13 protein-coding genes and 1 pseudogene are annotated in these 14,832 nt (G+C 71.6%); 7 read left to right on the top strand and 7 right to left on the bottom strand.

Going from position 1 to position 14,832, the window contains the following annotated elements; genetic code table 11:
• Positions 1-5 precede the first annotated feature (5 nt).
• The 4 genes from ABZ154_RS29295 to ABZ154_RS29280 are packed head-to-tail and all read right to left on the bottom strand — an operon-like array spanning position 6 to position 4,300.
• Positions 6-785, bottom strand: a complete 780-nt coding sequence (locus tag ABZ154_RS29295; protein ID WP_356837384.1) for a CDP-alcohol phosphatidyltransferase family protein — start codon at positions 783-785, stop codon at positions 6-8.
• The gene (locus tag ABZ154_RS29290; protein WP_356837383.1) at positions 763-1,824 is read right to left on the bottom strand and encodes an iron-containing alcohol dehydrogenase family protein; all 1,062 of its coding nucleotides are present in this window, start codon (positions 1,822-1,824) and stop codon (positions 763-765) included. Before ABZ154_RS29290 ends, ABZ154_RS29295 begins: the two co-directional genes overlap by 23 nt.
• Positions 1,812-2,549, bottom strand: a complete 738-nt coding sequence (locus tag ABZ154_RS29285) for a phosphocholine cytidylyltransferase family protein (protein ID WP_356837382.1) — start codon at positions 2,547-2,549, stop codon at positions 1,812-1,814. Before ABZ154_RS29285 ends, ABZ154_RS29290 begins: the two co-directional genes overlap by 13 nt.
• Positions 2,546-4,300: a DUF5941 domain-containing protein gene (locus ABZ154_RS29280; RefSeq protein ID WP_356837381.1), complete on the bottom strand. Its 1,755-nt coding sequence runs from the start codon at positions 4,298-4,300 to the stop codon at positions 2,546-2,548. Before ABZ154_RS29280 ends, ABZ154_RS29285 begins: the two co-directional genes overlap by 4 nt.
• Positions 4,301-4,617: 317 nt before the next feature.
• On the opposite strand from ABZ154_RS29280, the gene galE reads away from it, so the two are divergent.
• The 4 genes and pseudogenes from galE (at position 4,618) to idi (ending at position 8,138) form a co-directional block, all read left to right on the top strand.
• Positions 4,618-5,607: a UDP-glucose 4-epimerase GalE gene (gene galE / locus ABZ154_RS29275; protein ID WP_356837380.1), complete on the top strand. Its 990-nt coding sequence runs from the start codon at positions 4,618-4,620 to the stop codon at positions 5,605-5,607.
• A gap of 156 nt (positions 5,608-5,763) precedes the next feature.
• A complete protein-coding gene (locus ABZ154_RS29270; protein WP_356837379.1) occupies positions 5,764-6,705 on the top strand; it encodes a cation diffusion facilitator family transporter in 942 nt (313 codons plus the stop codon).
• A 257-nt stretch (positions 6,706-6,962) separates the two neighbouring features.
• A pseudogene (locus ABZ154_RS29265) lies at positions 6,963-7,262 on the top strand (transferase); the annotation flags it as partial.
• A 282-nt stretch (positions 7,263-7,544) separates the two neighbouring features.
• Entirely contained in the window at positions 7,545-8,138 is a 594-nt protein-coding gene (gene idi / locus ABZ154_RS29260; RefSeq protein ID WP_356837378.1) for an isopentenyl-diphosphate Delta-isomerase, read from the top strand.
• A 27-nt stretch (positions 8,139-8,165) separates the two neighbouring features.
• Here the strand turns inward: idi and ABZ154_RS29255 are convergent, their stop codons facing one another.
• Together ABZ154_RS29255 and ABZ154_RS29250 are read right to left on the bottom strand one after the other, a co-directional pair.
• The gene (locus tag ABZ154_RS29255; protein WP_356837377.1) at positions 8,166-8,621 is read right to left on the bottom strand and encodes an ATP-binding protein; all 456 of its coding nucleotides are present in this window, start codon (positions 8,619-8,621) and stop codon (positions 8,166-8,168) included.
• Positions 8,622-8,767: 146 nt separating this feature from the next.
• The gene (locus ABZ154_RS29250) at positions 8,768-9,445 is read right to left on the bottom strand and encodes a DUF308 domain-containing protein (RefSeq protein WP_356837376.1); all 678 of its coding nucleotides are present in this window, start codon (positions 9,443-9,445) and stop codon (positions 8,768-8,770) included.
• Between the two features lie 80 nt (positions 9,446-9,525).
• On the opposite strand from ABZ154_RS29250, the gene ABZ154_RS29245 reads away from it, so the two are divergent.
• Positions 9,526-10,290, top strand: coding sequence for an enoyl-CoA hydratase-related protein (locus ABZ154_RS29245; RefSeq protein ID WP_356837375.1), 765 nt, complete (start codon positions 9,526-9,528; stop codon positions 10,288-10,290).
• Here ABZ154_RS29245 and ABZ154_RS29240 read toward each other — a convergent pair.
• A complete protein-coding gene (locus tag ABZ154_RS29240; protein ID WP_356837374.1) occupies positions 10,280-11,071 on the bottom strand; it encodes a DJ-1/PfpI family protein in 792 nt (263 codons plus the stop codon). The two genes, ABZ154_RS29245 and ABZ154_RS29240, sit on opposite strands and share 11 nt — an antisense overlap.
• 133 nt (positions 11,072-11,204) lie before the next feature.
• Between ABZ154_RS29240 and ABZ154_RS29235 the strand changes: the two genes are divergently transcribed.
• Both ABZ154_RS29235 and ABZ154_RS29230 read left to right on the top strand, forming a co-directional pair.
• Positions 11,205-12,071 carry a hypothetical protein gene (locus tag ABZ154_RS29235; protein ID WP_356837373.1) on the top strand — a complete coding sequence of 289 codons (867 nt, stop codon included), beginning with the start codon at positions 11,205-11,207 and terminating at the stop codon, positions 12,069-12,071.
• A gap of 187 nt (positions 12,072-12,258) precedes the next feature.
• Positions 12,259-14,709 carry a Tex family protein gene (locus ABZ154_RS29230; RefSeq protein WP_356837372.1) on the top strand — a complete coding sequence of 817 codons (2,451 nt, stop codon included), beginning with the start codon at positions 12,259-12,261 and terminating at the stop codon, positions 14,707-14,709.
• Positions 14,710-14,832: the final 123 nt, after the last annotated feature.

The following is a 14,832-nucleotide window of genomic DNA, read 5'->3' as shown; positions in this document are numbered from 1 at the left end:
AGAGGTCACTTCAGCCTGCTGGACGCCAGGACGGAGACCAGGTGCAGCAGGGTCTGCAGCAGCGCGATGCCGGCCAGGACGGCAGTGGCCAGGCGGGTGTAGAAGAGGTCGCCGCCGATCGCGTCCAGGATCGCCACCAGCAGGATCAGCAGCGAGGCCTCGATCCCGAGGATCAGCCGGTGGAACTTGAGCGCCCCGGCCGCCCGGCGGGCCAGCGCCATGCCGGAGGAGCGGGGCTCGGACGCCGCCTCCTTCACGGGCGGCAGCCCGCCCTGGTGGCGGGCGACGCCGACCAGGTCCGTCTCGGCCTTGATCAGGATCGCGCCGAGCGCGGCAAGGGTCCCGAGGAACGCCCAGAGCCAGTCGATCCGGCCCTCGCCCCAGATGTCGGCGGCGCGCAGGCCGAGGCCGACGAGCACCGCCGCGTCGCACAGGTAGGCGGCGATCCGGTCCAGGTAGACGCCGCTGAGCGAGTACTGCTTCTTCCAGCGGGCCAGTTCGCCGTCCACACAGTCGAACAGCAGGTAGAGCTGGACCATCAGCACGCCGAGCAGGGCGCCCGGTATGCCCGGCACCAGCAGGGCCGGGGCTGCCAGGACTCCGGCCAGTGTCATCACGTACGTGACCTGGTTCGGGGTGACCCGGGTGTTCACCAGATAGCGGTCCACCCGCAGGGAGATCTCGCGCATGTACATGCGGCCGGCCCAGTGCTCGCCGCTGCGCCGGTCCTTCACTCCCGGAGGGTGCACGACCGGACGGAGTTCAGCTACTGATGGTCGAGGCATAGTCGGCGTACGCGTCCCTGATCTGGTCGGTGGACAGGTTGAGGTGTTCCAGGACGGTGAAGCGCCCCGGTCGTGTCTGCGGCGCGTAGTCGACGGCCCGGACGAAATCGTCGACACTGAAGCCGATCTCCTGGGGCAGCACCGGCAGACCGTGGCGGCGCAGTGTCGAAGCCATCAGGAGGGCCTCCTGGCGGGCACCGCGCAGATGCATGGCGAAGCAGGCGCCGAGGCCGACCTGCTCACCGTGGCTGGCGGCCCGCTGGGGGTACAGCAGGTCGAAGGCGTGGTTGATCTCGTGGCAGGCACCGGAGGCCGGACGGGAGTCGCCCGCGACCGACATCGAGATGCCGGTCAGCACGAGCCCCTCGGCCAGCACCTTGAGGAAGGCGTCGTCGCCGACCCCGCCGGGGTGGCGCAGCACGGCCTCGCCGGCCTGGCGGGCCATGGCGGCCGCGAGACCGTCGATCTCGTCGCCCTTGACCTCGTGGGCCAGCTCCCAGTCGGCGACGCAGGAGATGTTCGAGACGGCGTCACCGATACCGGAACGGACGTACCGGGCGGGCGCCTCGCGGATCACGTCGAGGTCGATGACCACGGCGATCGGGGTGGGTACTCCGTAGGAGCCGCGTCCGTTGTCATTGTCCAGCGTGGCGACCGGTGAGCACAGGCCGTCGTGCGAGAGGTTCGTCGCGACGGCGACCATGGGCAGCCCGACCCGCGCCGCGGCGTACTTCGCCACGTCGATGATCTTGCCGCCGCCGAGGCCGACCACCGCGTCGTACCGGGTGCCCTTGATGTCGTCGGCGAGCTTCACCGCCGAGTCGATCGTGCCGTCGGAGACGGCGTACCAGTCGGCACCCGGCAGGACCGGGGCGAGCCGCTCCCGCAGGACGCGCCCGGAGCCGTCGCTGATCGCGATGGCGAGCTTGCCCGAGGAGGAGATCCGCTGATCGGCCAGGAGACCCGCCAGATCGTCCATGGCGCCGCGCCGGATGTCGACGACCACCGGGGACGGAATGAGCCGGGTCAGTACTGGCACGCGATCTCCCGGCCCTTCTTCAGGTCGTCGTGGTTGTCGATCTCGACCCAGGTCACGGTGCCGATGGGGGCCACGTCGACGGTGAAGCCGCGGTTCACGAGCTCCTGGTAGCCGTCCTCGTAGTAGAGGTCGGGGTCGCGCTCGAAGGTGGTCTTCAGCGCGTCCGCGAGCTCCTCGGCGGCCTCGGGCTCGATCAGGGTGACGCCGATGTACTCACCGGTGGCGGTGGCCGGGTCCATCAGCTTGGTGATGCGCTGGACGCCCTTGCCCTCCTCGGTGATGACCTTCATCTCCTCGTCGGCGAGGCTCTTCTCGGTGTCCAGGGCGAGGATGATCTTCTGGCCCTTGCCGCGGGCGTCCAGAAGGGTCCTCTCGACGGAGACCGGGTGCACGGTGTCGCCGTTGGCGAGGATCACGCCGCGCTTTATGACGTCACGGGCGCACCACAGGGAGTAGGCGTTGTTCCACTCCTCGGCCTTGTCGTTGTCGATGAGCGTGAGGGTGACGCCGTAGGTCGCCTCCAGCTCGGCCTTGCGGGCGTAGACGGCCTCCTTGCGGTAGCCGACGACGATCGCGACCTCGGTGAGTCCGACTTCGGCGAAGTTGGCGAGCGTGAGATCGAGGACCGTCTTGTCACCGTCGACCGGGACGAGCGCCTTGGGGAGCGTGTCCGTGTAGGGGCGCAGACGTCGTCCTGCACCGGCTGCCAGTACGAGGCCGATCATGCGAGTTCTCCTTCGTCGTGTACGGCGGGGGCCGAGGAGGACACCCAGAAACGGATGGACTCCACGAGCACCACCAGAGCCACGGCCACCGCGAGGGCGGTGAGAGCCATGGTGAAACCTGAGGTGTGGGTGAATACGGCGGCGAGAACGGCCACCAGTGCCGTACGGCCCTCGTGGCCACCGATCGTCCGCACCAGCCACTGAGGCGGTGCGCCGGTGCCGCCGCGAATTCGGTAGACCGTGTCGTAGTGATGGTAGGCGAGGGCCGAGACGAGCCCGAAGGCCGCCGGAACGGCGTGGGGGACGTCGCTGCGGGCGGCCAGCACGAGGATCGTGACGTACTCCGCGGCCCGGAAGAACGGCGGCACCAGCCAGTCGAGCGCCCTCCTGAGAGGTCGGGCCACGGCGAAGCCGGAGAGCAGGACGTGGACCGCCGCCGCGACGACGGTGAGCCAGCTGCCGTACGGGAGGAAGAGCGCGGCGCCGACCATCACGAAGGTCCCGATGAGGGCGGCAGCCGGGGCCGTCAGCGCTCTCTTCGGACCGCGGACGAGGGAGGCGACGGCCTGGGCCAGGGGGCCCGAATCGGCGAGGTCCGCCAGCGCCCGTGCCGCGCGCTCGGTGCGTCTGGCCTTGCGGGTCACCGAGCGCAGGAGGCGGCCCACCAGGGTGTAGCAGGCGGCCAGGGCACAGCCGACGAGCAGGGCGTAGAAGACGGTACGGGGTGTGGTGAGCGCGGTGAGCACGGCGATCATGGCCCAGCGTTCGCCGATCGGCAGAACGATTATCCGCCGCACCCACACCGTCCAGCCGACGTTGTCGAGCGTGGCGGAGAGGGCGGCGGTGGGGCTGGTGTTGGCGACCGAGTCGTGGTTGGCCTCGTTGAACGAGAAGTCCACGACATGGCGGCAGGCCTGGAGGACCATCGCGCCGAGCGCCAGGACCCATACGTCGTCACCGCCGCGGGCGGCGCCGATGGCGAGCCCGGCGTAGTAGGCGTACTCCTTGGCCCGGTCGAACGTGGCGTCCAGCCAGGCGCCCATCGTCGAGTACTGCAGCGAGTAGCGGGCGAGCTGCCCGTCGGTGCAGTCCAGGACGAAGGAGACCAGGAGCAGGATCCCTGCGGCGACATAGCCGCCCCGGGTGCCGGTCGCCGCGCTGCCCGCCGCGATGAGCGCGGTGATCAGAGAGGCGGTGGTGATCTGGTTCGGGGTGAGGCCCCGGCGGGCGCACCAGCGGGCGATGTAGCGGGAGTAGGGGCTGATGCAGAAGGTGGTGAAGAAGCCGTCGCGGGACTTGACCGCACTGCGCAGCCGTACCGCCTCGTCGTCGACCGAGGCGACCTCGGCCACGGCCGCGGCCTGCTGCTGGAGGTCGGTGGGGACGGCGGCGACGAGCGAGCCGAGGACGGGGCGCTGTACGGCGACGCCCTCGGCCTCCAGCGCGACGGCGATGCGGCCGGGGACGGTGCGGTCCTCGGGTGCCGGCTCGGTGTCCGGGTCGGCGATGGGAGCGCCCGCGCCGACCGCGGCCGTGGTGCGGTGCAGCGCGCGCAGCAGCGCCGGCCGGGCCTCGGGCCGGGCGGTGAGCGCACCGGGGACGGTGGCGGCGGCGAAGCGCGGGTCGGTCAGTCCGAGCCGCAGCGCGTGGACGTGGCCCACGAAGCGCGGGTCGACGAGGGCGACCCTGCGCTCGGCCGGGACGGCGGTGAGGAGTGCTGCGGCGTCACCGGCGTCGGCGGCACTCAGCACGTCGAAGCCCAGGGCCCTCAGATCGTCCGCGAGCGACGACCCGGGTACCGGCGTACCGGTGAGGATGGCGGTCGACAGACGAACTCACTCCTTGGCACTGACGGTGGACGACGCTCGGCAGCACGGCCACGAGGCGGGCCGGCGGCATGTCGGCTGAGGCTATCGGATGAACGGAAGGCCGAGTTCACCACCCGTTTGCGCGCTGTCCGGGTGGACGGGGTCGTGCCGGTTCCGTGTCCGATCATCATCATCGATCGGTGCCCCGGCCCACAAACCACCGGTCGGACCGGGCGGGCGCGAGGCTTAGGCTGACGGTCATGACGTGGCTGATCACAGGCGGAGCGGGATACATCGGGGCGCACGTGGCGCGGGCCATGGTGGCGGCGGGTGAGCGGGTCGTGGTGCTCGACGACCGCTCGACGGGCGTCGTGGGCCGGCTGCCGGACGCCGTCCCGCTGGTGGACGGCTCGGCCGCGGACCGGGCGCTGCTGGACCGGGTGCTCGCCGAGCACGCGGTGAGCGGTGTGGTGCATCTCGCGGCGAAGAAGCAGGTCGGCGAGTCCGTGGAGCAGCCCCTGCTGTACTACCGGGAGAACGTCGCCGGGCTGACCGTGCTGCTGGAGGCCGTGGTCGCGGCGGGCGTGCGGCGCTTCCTCTTCTCCTCCTCGGCAGCCGTCTACGGCGTACCGGATGTGGACCTCATCACCGAGGAGACGCCCTGCCTGCCGATCAACCCGTACGGTGAGACCAAGCTCGCCGGGGAGTGGCTGGTGCGGGCGACGGGGAAGGCGCACGGGATCTCCACCGCCTGTCTGCGGTACTTCAACGTGGCGGGCGCGGCCGAGCCGGGCCTGGCGGACACCGGGGTCTTCAACATCGTCCCGATGGTCTTCGACCGGCTGACGCGCGGTGACGCGCCCCGGATCTTCGGCGACGACTACCCCACGCCCGACGGCACCTGTGTCCGTGACTACATCCACGTCGCCGACCTGGCCGACGCTCATCTCGCCGTGGCGCGGAAGCTGGGCGTGCGGGAGGGCGGCGATCTGACGCTGAACGTCGGCCGGGGCGAGGGCGTCTCGGTACGGGAGCTGATCGACGTGATCCGCGAGGTGTCCGGGCACCCGGTGGAGCCGGTGGTGGAGCCGCGCCGTCCGGGGGACGCGGCGAAGGCTGTGGCCTCGGACGCCCGGATGGTGCGGGAGCTGGGGTGGACGGCCCGCCGGGACGTCCGTTCGATGGTGGAGTCGGCCTGGGAGGGGTGGCGCCTCCACCACCCGGAGGCGCGGGCAGACGCCCGTAAGTGATCACGTCAGTGCCCTGACCTGCGGAACGTTTCCGCAGGTCAGGGCATATGACAACGGTGTTCAGTACCGTGTTGCCCGATACCCCCCACCCGTAGTTCACTGGCGTCGTCGGGCGGTTTCGCCGACGCTGTCGCACGGACACCGGAGGCGTTTCGCATGGGGGCTGGCCACGATCACGGGCACACATACGGCGGGCCGCCCCCGACGGGCACGGCTGCCGCCGCGTACCGGGGCAGGCTCCGGGTCGCCCTGGGAATCACCCTGAGCGTGATGGTCCTGGAGATCGTCGGCGGGGTGCTCTCCGACTCGCTGGCCCTGATCGCGGACGCCGCCCACATGGCCACCGACGCCCTCGGGCTCGGGATGGCGCTGCTCGCCATCCACTTCGCCAACCGGCCGGCCGGGCCGAACCGCACCTTCGGCTTCGCCCGCGCCGAGATCCTGGCGGCGCTCGCCAACTGCCTCCTGCTGCTGGGGGTCGGCGGCTATCTGGTCTTCGAGGCGGTCGACCGGTTCATCACCCCGGCCGAGACGAAGGGGGGCCTGGCCATCGCGTTCGCCGCGGTCGGTCTGGTGGCCAATATCGTCTCCCTCTCCTTGCTGACGCGTGGACAGCAGGAGAGCCTGAACGTGCGGGGTGCCTATCTGGAGGTGCTGGCCGACACCCTGGGCTCGCTCGCCGTGATCATCGCGGCGGGCATCATCATGGCGACGGGCTGGCAGGCCGCCGACCCGATCGCCTCCCTGGTGATCGGCCTGATGATCGTCCCTCGGACGGTGAAGCTGCTGCGGGAGACCCTGAACGTGCTGCTGGAGGCGGCGCCCAAGGGTGTGGACATGGCGGAGGTACGGGCCCACATCACGGCCTTGCCCGGCGTCCTGGGCGTCCACGACCTGCACGCCTGGACGATCACCTCGGGGATGCCGGTGCTCTCCGCGCACGTGGTGGTGCGCCAGGAGATGCTCGACTCGATAGGGCACGAGAAGGTGCTGCACGAGCTGCAGGGCTGCCTCGGGGACCACTTCGACGTGGAGCACTGCACCTTCCAGCTGGAGCCGAGCGGCCACGCGGAGCACGAGGCGCATCTGTGCCACTGAGCCTCGTTCTCCGCCACTGAGCCGGGCGCGGCGGCGGTGCTAGGGTGATTTCGCCGAGACGTCGAGTCTCGTGGTGGACGGCCCCGGATGCACCCGGACCCTTTCGAGGGGAGCTGAGGTTGACGACGGTCGCGACGACGCCTTTCCGGCGCGGCAACCGGTCCTTCCTCATCCCCCGGGTTCGCGTCTAGGCCCACCTCTTCCCGGATCAGGTCGGAGACCCCACACGCAAGCGTTCCCACGTCGACCGACCCACCGACGACGCCTCGCGCACCGAGTCGTTCGTCACCCCGCACCACCGTCTCCCCCGGCAGAGCCCCGGCCCCGACGCCGCCACGCGCCGGCTGTTCGCTCTGGCCGGTCCTCTCCCCGACCGTCCACGACCCGGGCGGAGGGGTCGGCGTACCGCATCGGCTTCGCCACCGCCGTACGCCACTGGCTGCCGCTACTCGCCCCCGGCGGCGCGATGATGATCTCCAAGCGCGCATGGACGGCACGACGCACCCCCGGCCGCGGCGCGCGACTTCTGGGAACACAGCGGTGCGCGGCGAGGGCTTTCGAACCGGCGTCGCGCCACGGGGTCCGGCCGGAATCCGAGGTGCCGGGCGAGGCGATGATGGCGCTGGTCCTGGACGATTCCGTTCCGGTTCCGGTGGGCATGATCCGCTAGCCGGCGGCCTTCGGGGCCTGACGCCCCCGTCCGCCCCGCCGCGCTCGCAGGGCACGGCGGGGCGGACATGCCCGGAACCGAAGTACGGACAAGCGGCTTTTGTACGGCAGACTTGGCCGGACTCGAGGGGTCCGGCGCACGAGGCCGGGGACCACAGACAAGGATGGGTATGCCGACCACACCAGCCACCGCGACGCACAGCTCGTCGAACGGCACCGCAGAAGCGATCATGCTCGAACTGGTCGACGAGAACGGCACCACCATCGGCACCGCGGAGAAGCTGGCGGCCCACCAGGCCCCTGGACAGCTGCACCGCGCGTTCTCCGTCTTCCTCTTCGACGAGCACGGACGGCTGCTGCTCCAGCGCAGGGCCCTCGGCAAGTACCACTCCCCCGGCGTCTGGTCGAACACCTGCTGCGGGCACCCCTACCCGGGTGAGGCCCCCTTCGCGGCCGCCGCGCGGCGTACGTACGAGGAGCTGGGGATCGCGCCCTCGCTGCTCGCCGAGGCGGGCACGGTCCGCTACAACCACCCGGACCCGGCCTCGGGCCTGGTGGAGCAGGAGTTCAACCACCTGTTCGTGGGGATGGCGCAGGAGGAGCTGAAGCCGGACCCGGAGGAGGTCGGCGAGACGGCCTTCGTGACGGCGGCGGAGCTGGCGGAGCGGCATGCGCAGGCGCCGTTCTCGGCGTGGTTCATGACGGTGCTGGACGCGGCGCGTCCGGCGATCCGTGAGCTGACGGGGCCGTCCGCGGGCTGGTGACCCTCGCGCGGATCGCGTACGGGGCGGTCAGAGCTGCGTCCTCAACGGCAGCGCCGCCCAGATGATCTTGCCGCCGCTCGCGGTGTGCTCCACGTCGCAGGTCCCGCCCGCCTCCGCGGTGACCTCCTTGACCAGCAGCAGCCCGCGGCCGCCCGTCTGCGCGTAGTCCGTCTCCAGCGCGGTGGGCCGGTAGGGGTGGTTGTCCTCGACGGAGACTCTGACCCAGTCGGCACCTATGGCCACCTCGACCGCCAGTTCCGGCGAGAGCAGCGCCGCGTGTTTGACGGCGTTGGTGACCAGCTCCGAGACGATCAGCAGCACCCCCTGGAGGATGTCGTCCTCGATCGGCACGCCCTGGCGGTCGAGCAGGTCGCGTACGGCGTGCCGGGCCTGGGGCACGGACACATCGACGGCGGGGGCGGTGAAGCGCCACACCCCCTCGTGGGACACGGGTTCGGCAGGGGCACTCCCGAGACTCTCCATCGTCCGGCACCAGCTCTCACTCGCACTGCACTGACCGTCGAGTAAAGAGTGTTGGGAATGGCTTGGTCCGTACCGTGCCACTGATCGGAAGTAGCTGTGTATCGGCGCTATTTGACCGAAGGTGCGCGATGGCGCCAGGTGGTGGACTACTTCTGCCCGTCGTCCGGGGCCTTGGGCGGACTGTCCGTAGCCGGGCCGGGTACATCGAGCCGGTCCGAGACCATGCTGACGATGCGCCGGCCGCCGACCCCGACGGCGACGAGTCCGAGGCCGTCGAAGAGCAGGGCCAGTGAGAAGAAGACCCCGAGGACGTACAGGCTGCTGTGCGGCCAGTCGAACAGCACCAGCAGGCCCAGCAGCAGCCCGAAGGCGCCCTGCAGGAGCGTCCACCCCATCTGCGGGCCGCGCACGACGACGCTGCCGACCAGCCGGAACACCCCGCCCGTCAGGAAGAGCAGCGCGGCGAACATGGTCAGCGCCTCGGCGGTGCCCTCCGGGTGGCGGATCACCACCACACCGGCGGCGAGGTTCAGGGCGGCGACCACGACGCCCAGCCAGAAGTAGTTGGTGCCGCGCGACTCGATCGCGTGCGCCAGACCGACGATGCCGCCGATCAGCAGCAGCCAGCCGAAGAGCAGCATCGAGGTGAGGGTGGCGACTCCGGTGTAGATCAGGCCGACGATCCCCGCGATCACCAGCAGCGTGCCGAGCAGGGCGAGCCAGCTGAAACTGCGGGTGAGCTTTCTGCCCTCGGCGGTGGTTCCGCGCCTACCGCCCTTGGTGCCGCGTCCGTGCTTTTGGCCTTCGGCGGTGGGTCCGTTCATCGACAGCTCCTTCACGGTGCGTGTCCGTGCGCGACCCCTTCTTGATCATAGGTTCGAACCCTGCGGATAGCATCCGGCGCATGGACCGTACGGAACCCCAGCTGCTCTGCTCCGTCGACGGCGGGATCGCCACCGTCGTGATCAGCCACCCCACCAAGCGCAACGCCATGACCGCCGCGATGTGGCGGAGCCTGCCGGAGCTGCTGGAGCGGCTGGCCGCCGACCCGGCGGTCCGCGTGCTGGTGCTGACGGGCGCCGGGGACACCTTCTGTGCCGGCGCGGACATCTCCACGCTGCGGGAGAGCGCCGGGGACGCCCAGGCGCTCGCGGTGGCCGCCGAAGAGGCGCTGGCCGCGTTCCCCCGGCCGACGCTCGCCGCGGTGCGCGGCTACTGCGTGGGCGGCGGCAGCCAACTGGCGGCCGCCTGCGATCTGCGGTTCGCGCAGGAGGGCGCGCTGTTCGGCGTCACTCCGGCCAAGCTCGGCATCGTCTACCCGTCCTCCTCCACGCGGCGGCTGGTCGCCCTCGTGGGCCCGGCCACGGCGAAGCATCTGCTCTTCTCCGGTGAGCTGATCGACACGGGCAGGGCCCTGCGCACCGGGCTGGTGGACGAGGTGCTGCCGGCCGGCGGACTGGACGAGCGGGTGGCGGCGTACGCGGGGGTACTGGCCTCGCGCTCCCAGCTGACGCAGGCGGCGGCGAAGGAGTTCGCGGCGGGGCGGCAGGACCGGGACGTGTACTGGGCCGGCCAGGCGCGGGGCAGCGGCGACACCGCGGAGGGGGTCGCCGCCTTCCTGGAGCGGCGCGCGCCGCACTTCACGTATGCGACCGGCGCTACCGGATGATGTGGCGGCTCCTGGCCCGCCACTCCTCGACGAGGGCCGCCGGTGCCTTCTCGGGGGATCCGCAGTCGTAGGGCGGTTGCGGGTCGTACTCGGTGAGCAGCTGCACCGAGCGCGCCGTGTCGTCGCCTGCGATCCGGCCGAGCAGGGTGAGGCCCATGTCGATGCCGGAGGAGACGCCGGCGGCGGTGACGTACTTCCCGTCGAACACCACCCGCTCCCCCGTCGGCTCGGCGCCGAACTCCTTCAGTGCCTCCAGCGCCAGCCAGTGCGAGGTGGCCCGCCTGCCCTTGAGCAGTCCGGCCGCCGCCAGCAGCAGGGAGCCGGTGCAGACGGAGGTCGTCCAGGTGGTGGTGGCGTCCACCGCGCGCAGCCAGCCGAGCAGGGTGGCGTTCTCCATCTGGTCGTCCTGTCCCGGACCGCCCGGCACGATCACCAGGTCGGGGGACGGGACCTCGGCGAAGGTCTGGTGGGCGACGAGGTGGAGGCTGCCGCTGTCGTTGGCCAAGGGACCGGTACGTTCAGCGACGCAGACGACCTCGGCGCCGGGGGCGCCGGACGCGGACCTCGCCGTGGACGCCCTCGCGGCCCGCGCCCAGCTCTCGCCCCGGCACTTCGCCCGCGCGTTCCGGGCCCGGACGGGGCCGCCGTCGAGGGAGGCGGTGTGCAGGTCGTAGGAGACGCCCGGCGCGCGGGAGGCCCCGGCGAAGACCTCCATCGGGCCGGTCACGTCGAGGCTCTGGATGCCGTCGAAGAGGGCGGCGGGAACGGTTCGCTGGGTCACACCCGCCATCCTGGGCGGCGGGCGGCGATGGCCACAACGACGAATACCCCACCTTTTCTGCCATCACGCCGTTCCCCGTGCTGGACCGCTCCCCGGCCTTCCCGCCGTACCGACCAGTCGGTAACGTGCAGGTATGAGTACTCTCCCGGTCCGCGCGGAACGCCGCTGTCACAACGCCGTCAACCCGCTGCACTCGTGCCTCTTCTTCTCCCCCGACCTGGGCGCCGAGCTGGGCAAGCTCGGCATCGAGGACCCGAGCGCCGTCTACTTCGCCACCCGGGCCGCCGCGTTCGGGCCCGTGAGGGCGGGCACCGTCACCGCGACCTTCTACAACTTCAACCCGGCCCTGGTGGCTGAGCATGTGCCCGCCGTCTGGTCCGTGGCCTCGCCCGAGCAGGTGCTCGGGGCGCGGCTGCGGGCGGCGGATTCGACGCTGCGGCGGCTGCTCGGCGAGGAGATCATCGCCTCCGACGAGATGGCGGAGGCGGCCCGGCTCGCGCTGCGCGCCACCGAGGCCTGCACCCCGCAGGCCCGCCCGCTCTACGCGGCCCACGCGGAGCTGCCGGTGCCCGACGAACCGCACCTGGCGTTCTGGCACGCCGCGACCCTGCTGCGCGAACACCGCGGGGACGCCCACCTCGCCGCGTTGCTCGCCGCCGGTCTGGACCCGCTGGAGTCGCTCGTCAGCCACACCGCGACCGGCAAGGGCATGGCGATCCGCTGGATCCTGTCCTCCCGCGGCTGGCGCCGCACCGACTGGGAGGCGGCGTCCGGCCGGCTGCGGGAGCGCGGGCTGCTGGAGTCGGGCGAGGAGCCGGCGCTGACCGACGCGGGGACGGCGCTGCGCGCGGAGGTGGAAGAGGTGACGGACCGGATGGACAGGGCCCCGTACGAACACCTGGGCGCGGAAGGCGTGGAGCGGCTCACCGAGCTGGGCCGCGGCTTCCTGTTCACGGCGGCCGCGGCGGGCGCGTTCCCGGCCGAGGCGACCGGGCGCTGACCCCCGCTGCCGCGCCGGAGCCCTCGCAAGCGGTGGCGGGGGCTCCCGGCGTGTTCCCCGAGGTCACGCGACACCGGCCCCGGCCACCCGGCAGAATGCAGGCCTAGGTAAGCCTAGGTAAGAACGTGCTCATCGCACCGCGAGCACGACCAGCACAGCCAGTACGAGAAGGCGAGTCGGGAAAACCGTGACGACGTCCATCGAAGGCAGGATCGCCGAGGAGCTCGGCGTACGTGAACGACAGGTCAGGGCGGCCGTCGAGCTGCTCGACGGCGGTTCCACCGTGCCGTTCATCGCGCGCTACCGCAAGGAGGCGACCGAATCGCTCGACGACGCGCAGCTGCGCACGCTGGAGGAGCGGCTGCGGTATCTGCGGGAGCTGGAGGAGCGGCGTACGTCGATCCTCGAGTCCGTCCGCGAACAGGGCAAGCTCGACGCCGCGCTGGAGGCCGCGATCCGGGGTGCCGAGACCAAGGCGCGCCTGGAGGACATCTACCTGCCGTTCAAGCCGAAGCGGCGGACGAAGGCGCAGATCGCCCGGGAGGCGGGGCTAGAACCGCTGGCGGACGGCCTGCTCGCCGACCCGTCGGCCGATCCGCTCGCCGCCGCTGCCGCGTTCGTGGACGGCGACAAGGGCGTGGCGGACGCCGCGGCGGCCCTGGAGGGCGCGCGGTCCATCCTCACCGAGCGGTTCTCCGAGGACGCCGACCTGACGGGTGAGCTGCGCGAGCGCATGTGGACCCGCGGCCGGCTGGTGGCGAAGGTGCGTGAGGGCCAGGAGGAGGCGGGCGCCAAGTTCGCCGACTACTTCGACTTCGCGGAGCCGTTCACCGCGCTGCCCTCGCACCGGGTGCTCGCCATGCTGCGCGGCGAGAAGGAGAACGTACTCGACCTGGTCCTGGAGCCGGAGGAGCCGGAGGCCGCCGAGCGGCCGGGCCCCTCCACGTACGAGAACATGATCGCCCGCCGTTTCGAGATCGCCGACCGGGGCCGCCCGGGCGACAAGTGGCTCGGCGACACCGTGCGTTGGGCGTGGCGGACCCGGATCCAGGTGCACCTCGGCATCGATCTGCGGCTGCGGCTGCGCACGGCGGCGGAGGACGAGGCGGTGCGGGTCTTCGCCTCCAACCTGCGTGACCTGCTGCTCGCCGCCCCGGCCGGGACGCGGGCCACGCTGGGGCTGGACCCCGGTTTCCGTACGGGGGTCAAGGTCGCGGTCGTCGACGCGACCGGAAAGGTGGTCGCCACCGATGTGATCCACCCGCACGTGCCCGCCAACAAGTGGGACCAGGCGCTGGCGAAGCTCGCGCACCTGGCGAAGGAGCACGCGGTCGACCTGATCGCGATCGGCAACGGCACGGCGTCCCGCGAGACGGACAAGCTCGCCGGTGAACTGATCGACAAGCACCCGGAGTTGAAGCTCACCAAGGTGATGGTCTCGGAGGCGGGCGCCTCGGTGTACTCCGCCTCCGCCTTCGCCTCGCAGGAACTGCCCGACATGGACGTGTCGTTGCGCGGCGCCGTGTCGATCGCGCGGCGGCTCCAGGACCCGCTGGCCGAGCTGGTGAAGATCGACCCGAAGTCGATCGGCGTCGGCCAGTACCAGCACGACCTGTCCGAGGTGAAGCTGTCGCGTTCGCTGGACGCGGTCGTCGAGGACTGTGTGAACGGAGTCGGTGTGGACGTCAACACCGCCTCCGCTCCGCTGCTTTCACGGGTTTCAGGGATCAGCTCGGGGCTCGCCGAGAACATCGTGACGCACCGCGACACCAACGGCCCCTTCCGCTCCCGCAAGGCGCTGAAGGACGTGGCGCGTCTTGGCCCGAAGGCGTACGAGCAGTGCGCGGGCTTCCTGCGGATCCGGGGCGGCGACGACCCGCTGGACGCCTCCAGCGTGCACCCGGAGGCTTACCCCGTGGTGCGGCGGATGGGGAAGACCGCGGGCGGCGAGGTCGCCTCGCTGATCGGCAACACGGAGGCGCTGCGGTCGCTGCGCGCGGCGGACTTCGTGGACGACATGTTCGGTCTGCCGACCGTGACGGACATCCTGAAGGAGCTGGAGAAGCCGGGGCGCGACCCGCGGCCCGCGTTCCGTACGGCGACCTTCAAAGAGGGCGTCGAGAAGCTCGGCGACCTGGAGCCCGGCATGGTGCTGGAGGGCGTCGTGACGAATGTGGCGGCGTTCGGCGCGTTCGTCGACATCGGCGTCCACCAGGACGGTCTGGTGCATGTGTCGGCGCTGTCGAAGACGTTTGTGAAGGACCCGCGCGATGTCGTGAAGCCCGGGGACATCGTGAAGGTCAAGGTCATGGACGTCGATGCGCAGCGCAAGCGCATCTCGTTGACGCTGCGGCTGGACGACGAGCCGGGCGCGGGCGGTGGGCAGGGGCGCGGTGAGGGCCGCGGTGAGCGGGGCGCCCGGCCGCCGAAGCAGCGACAGGGGCAGAACGGCCAGGGGTCCGGCGGCGGTCGGGGCAGTGGCCAGCCCCGTCAGGGCGGTGACCGGGACCGGCGCGGCGGTGGCGGCGGTGGATCCCGGCAGGGGCAGGGCGCTCCGGCTCCGGCGAACAGCGCGATGGCGGACGCACTGCGGCGGGCCGGTCTGACCCAGCCGAAGCAGGGCGGCCGGGGGCGCTGAGCCGGAGAGGTGGCGGGGGGGGGGGGGGGCGGGGGGGGGCGGCCCCCCCCCCCCCCCCCGCCACGCCCACCGACGCGCAAAGCAACGCCCCCGCCGCGCCCCCGCCGCCGGCGCGCGGCGGGG

Origin of the sequence: Streptomyces sp. NPDC006261, from assembly GCF_040613515.1 — a bacterium.
Classification (GTDB): domain Bacteria; phylum Actinomycetota; class Actinomycetes; order Streptomycetales; family Streptomycetaceae; genus Streptomyces.
The sequence above is the reverse complement of the archived record's forward strand: the minus strand, read 5'-3'. Positions and strand labels throughout refer to the sequence as shown.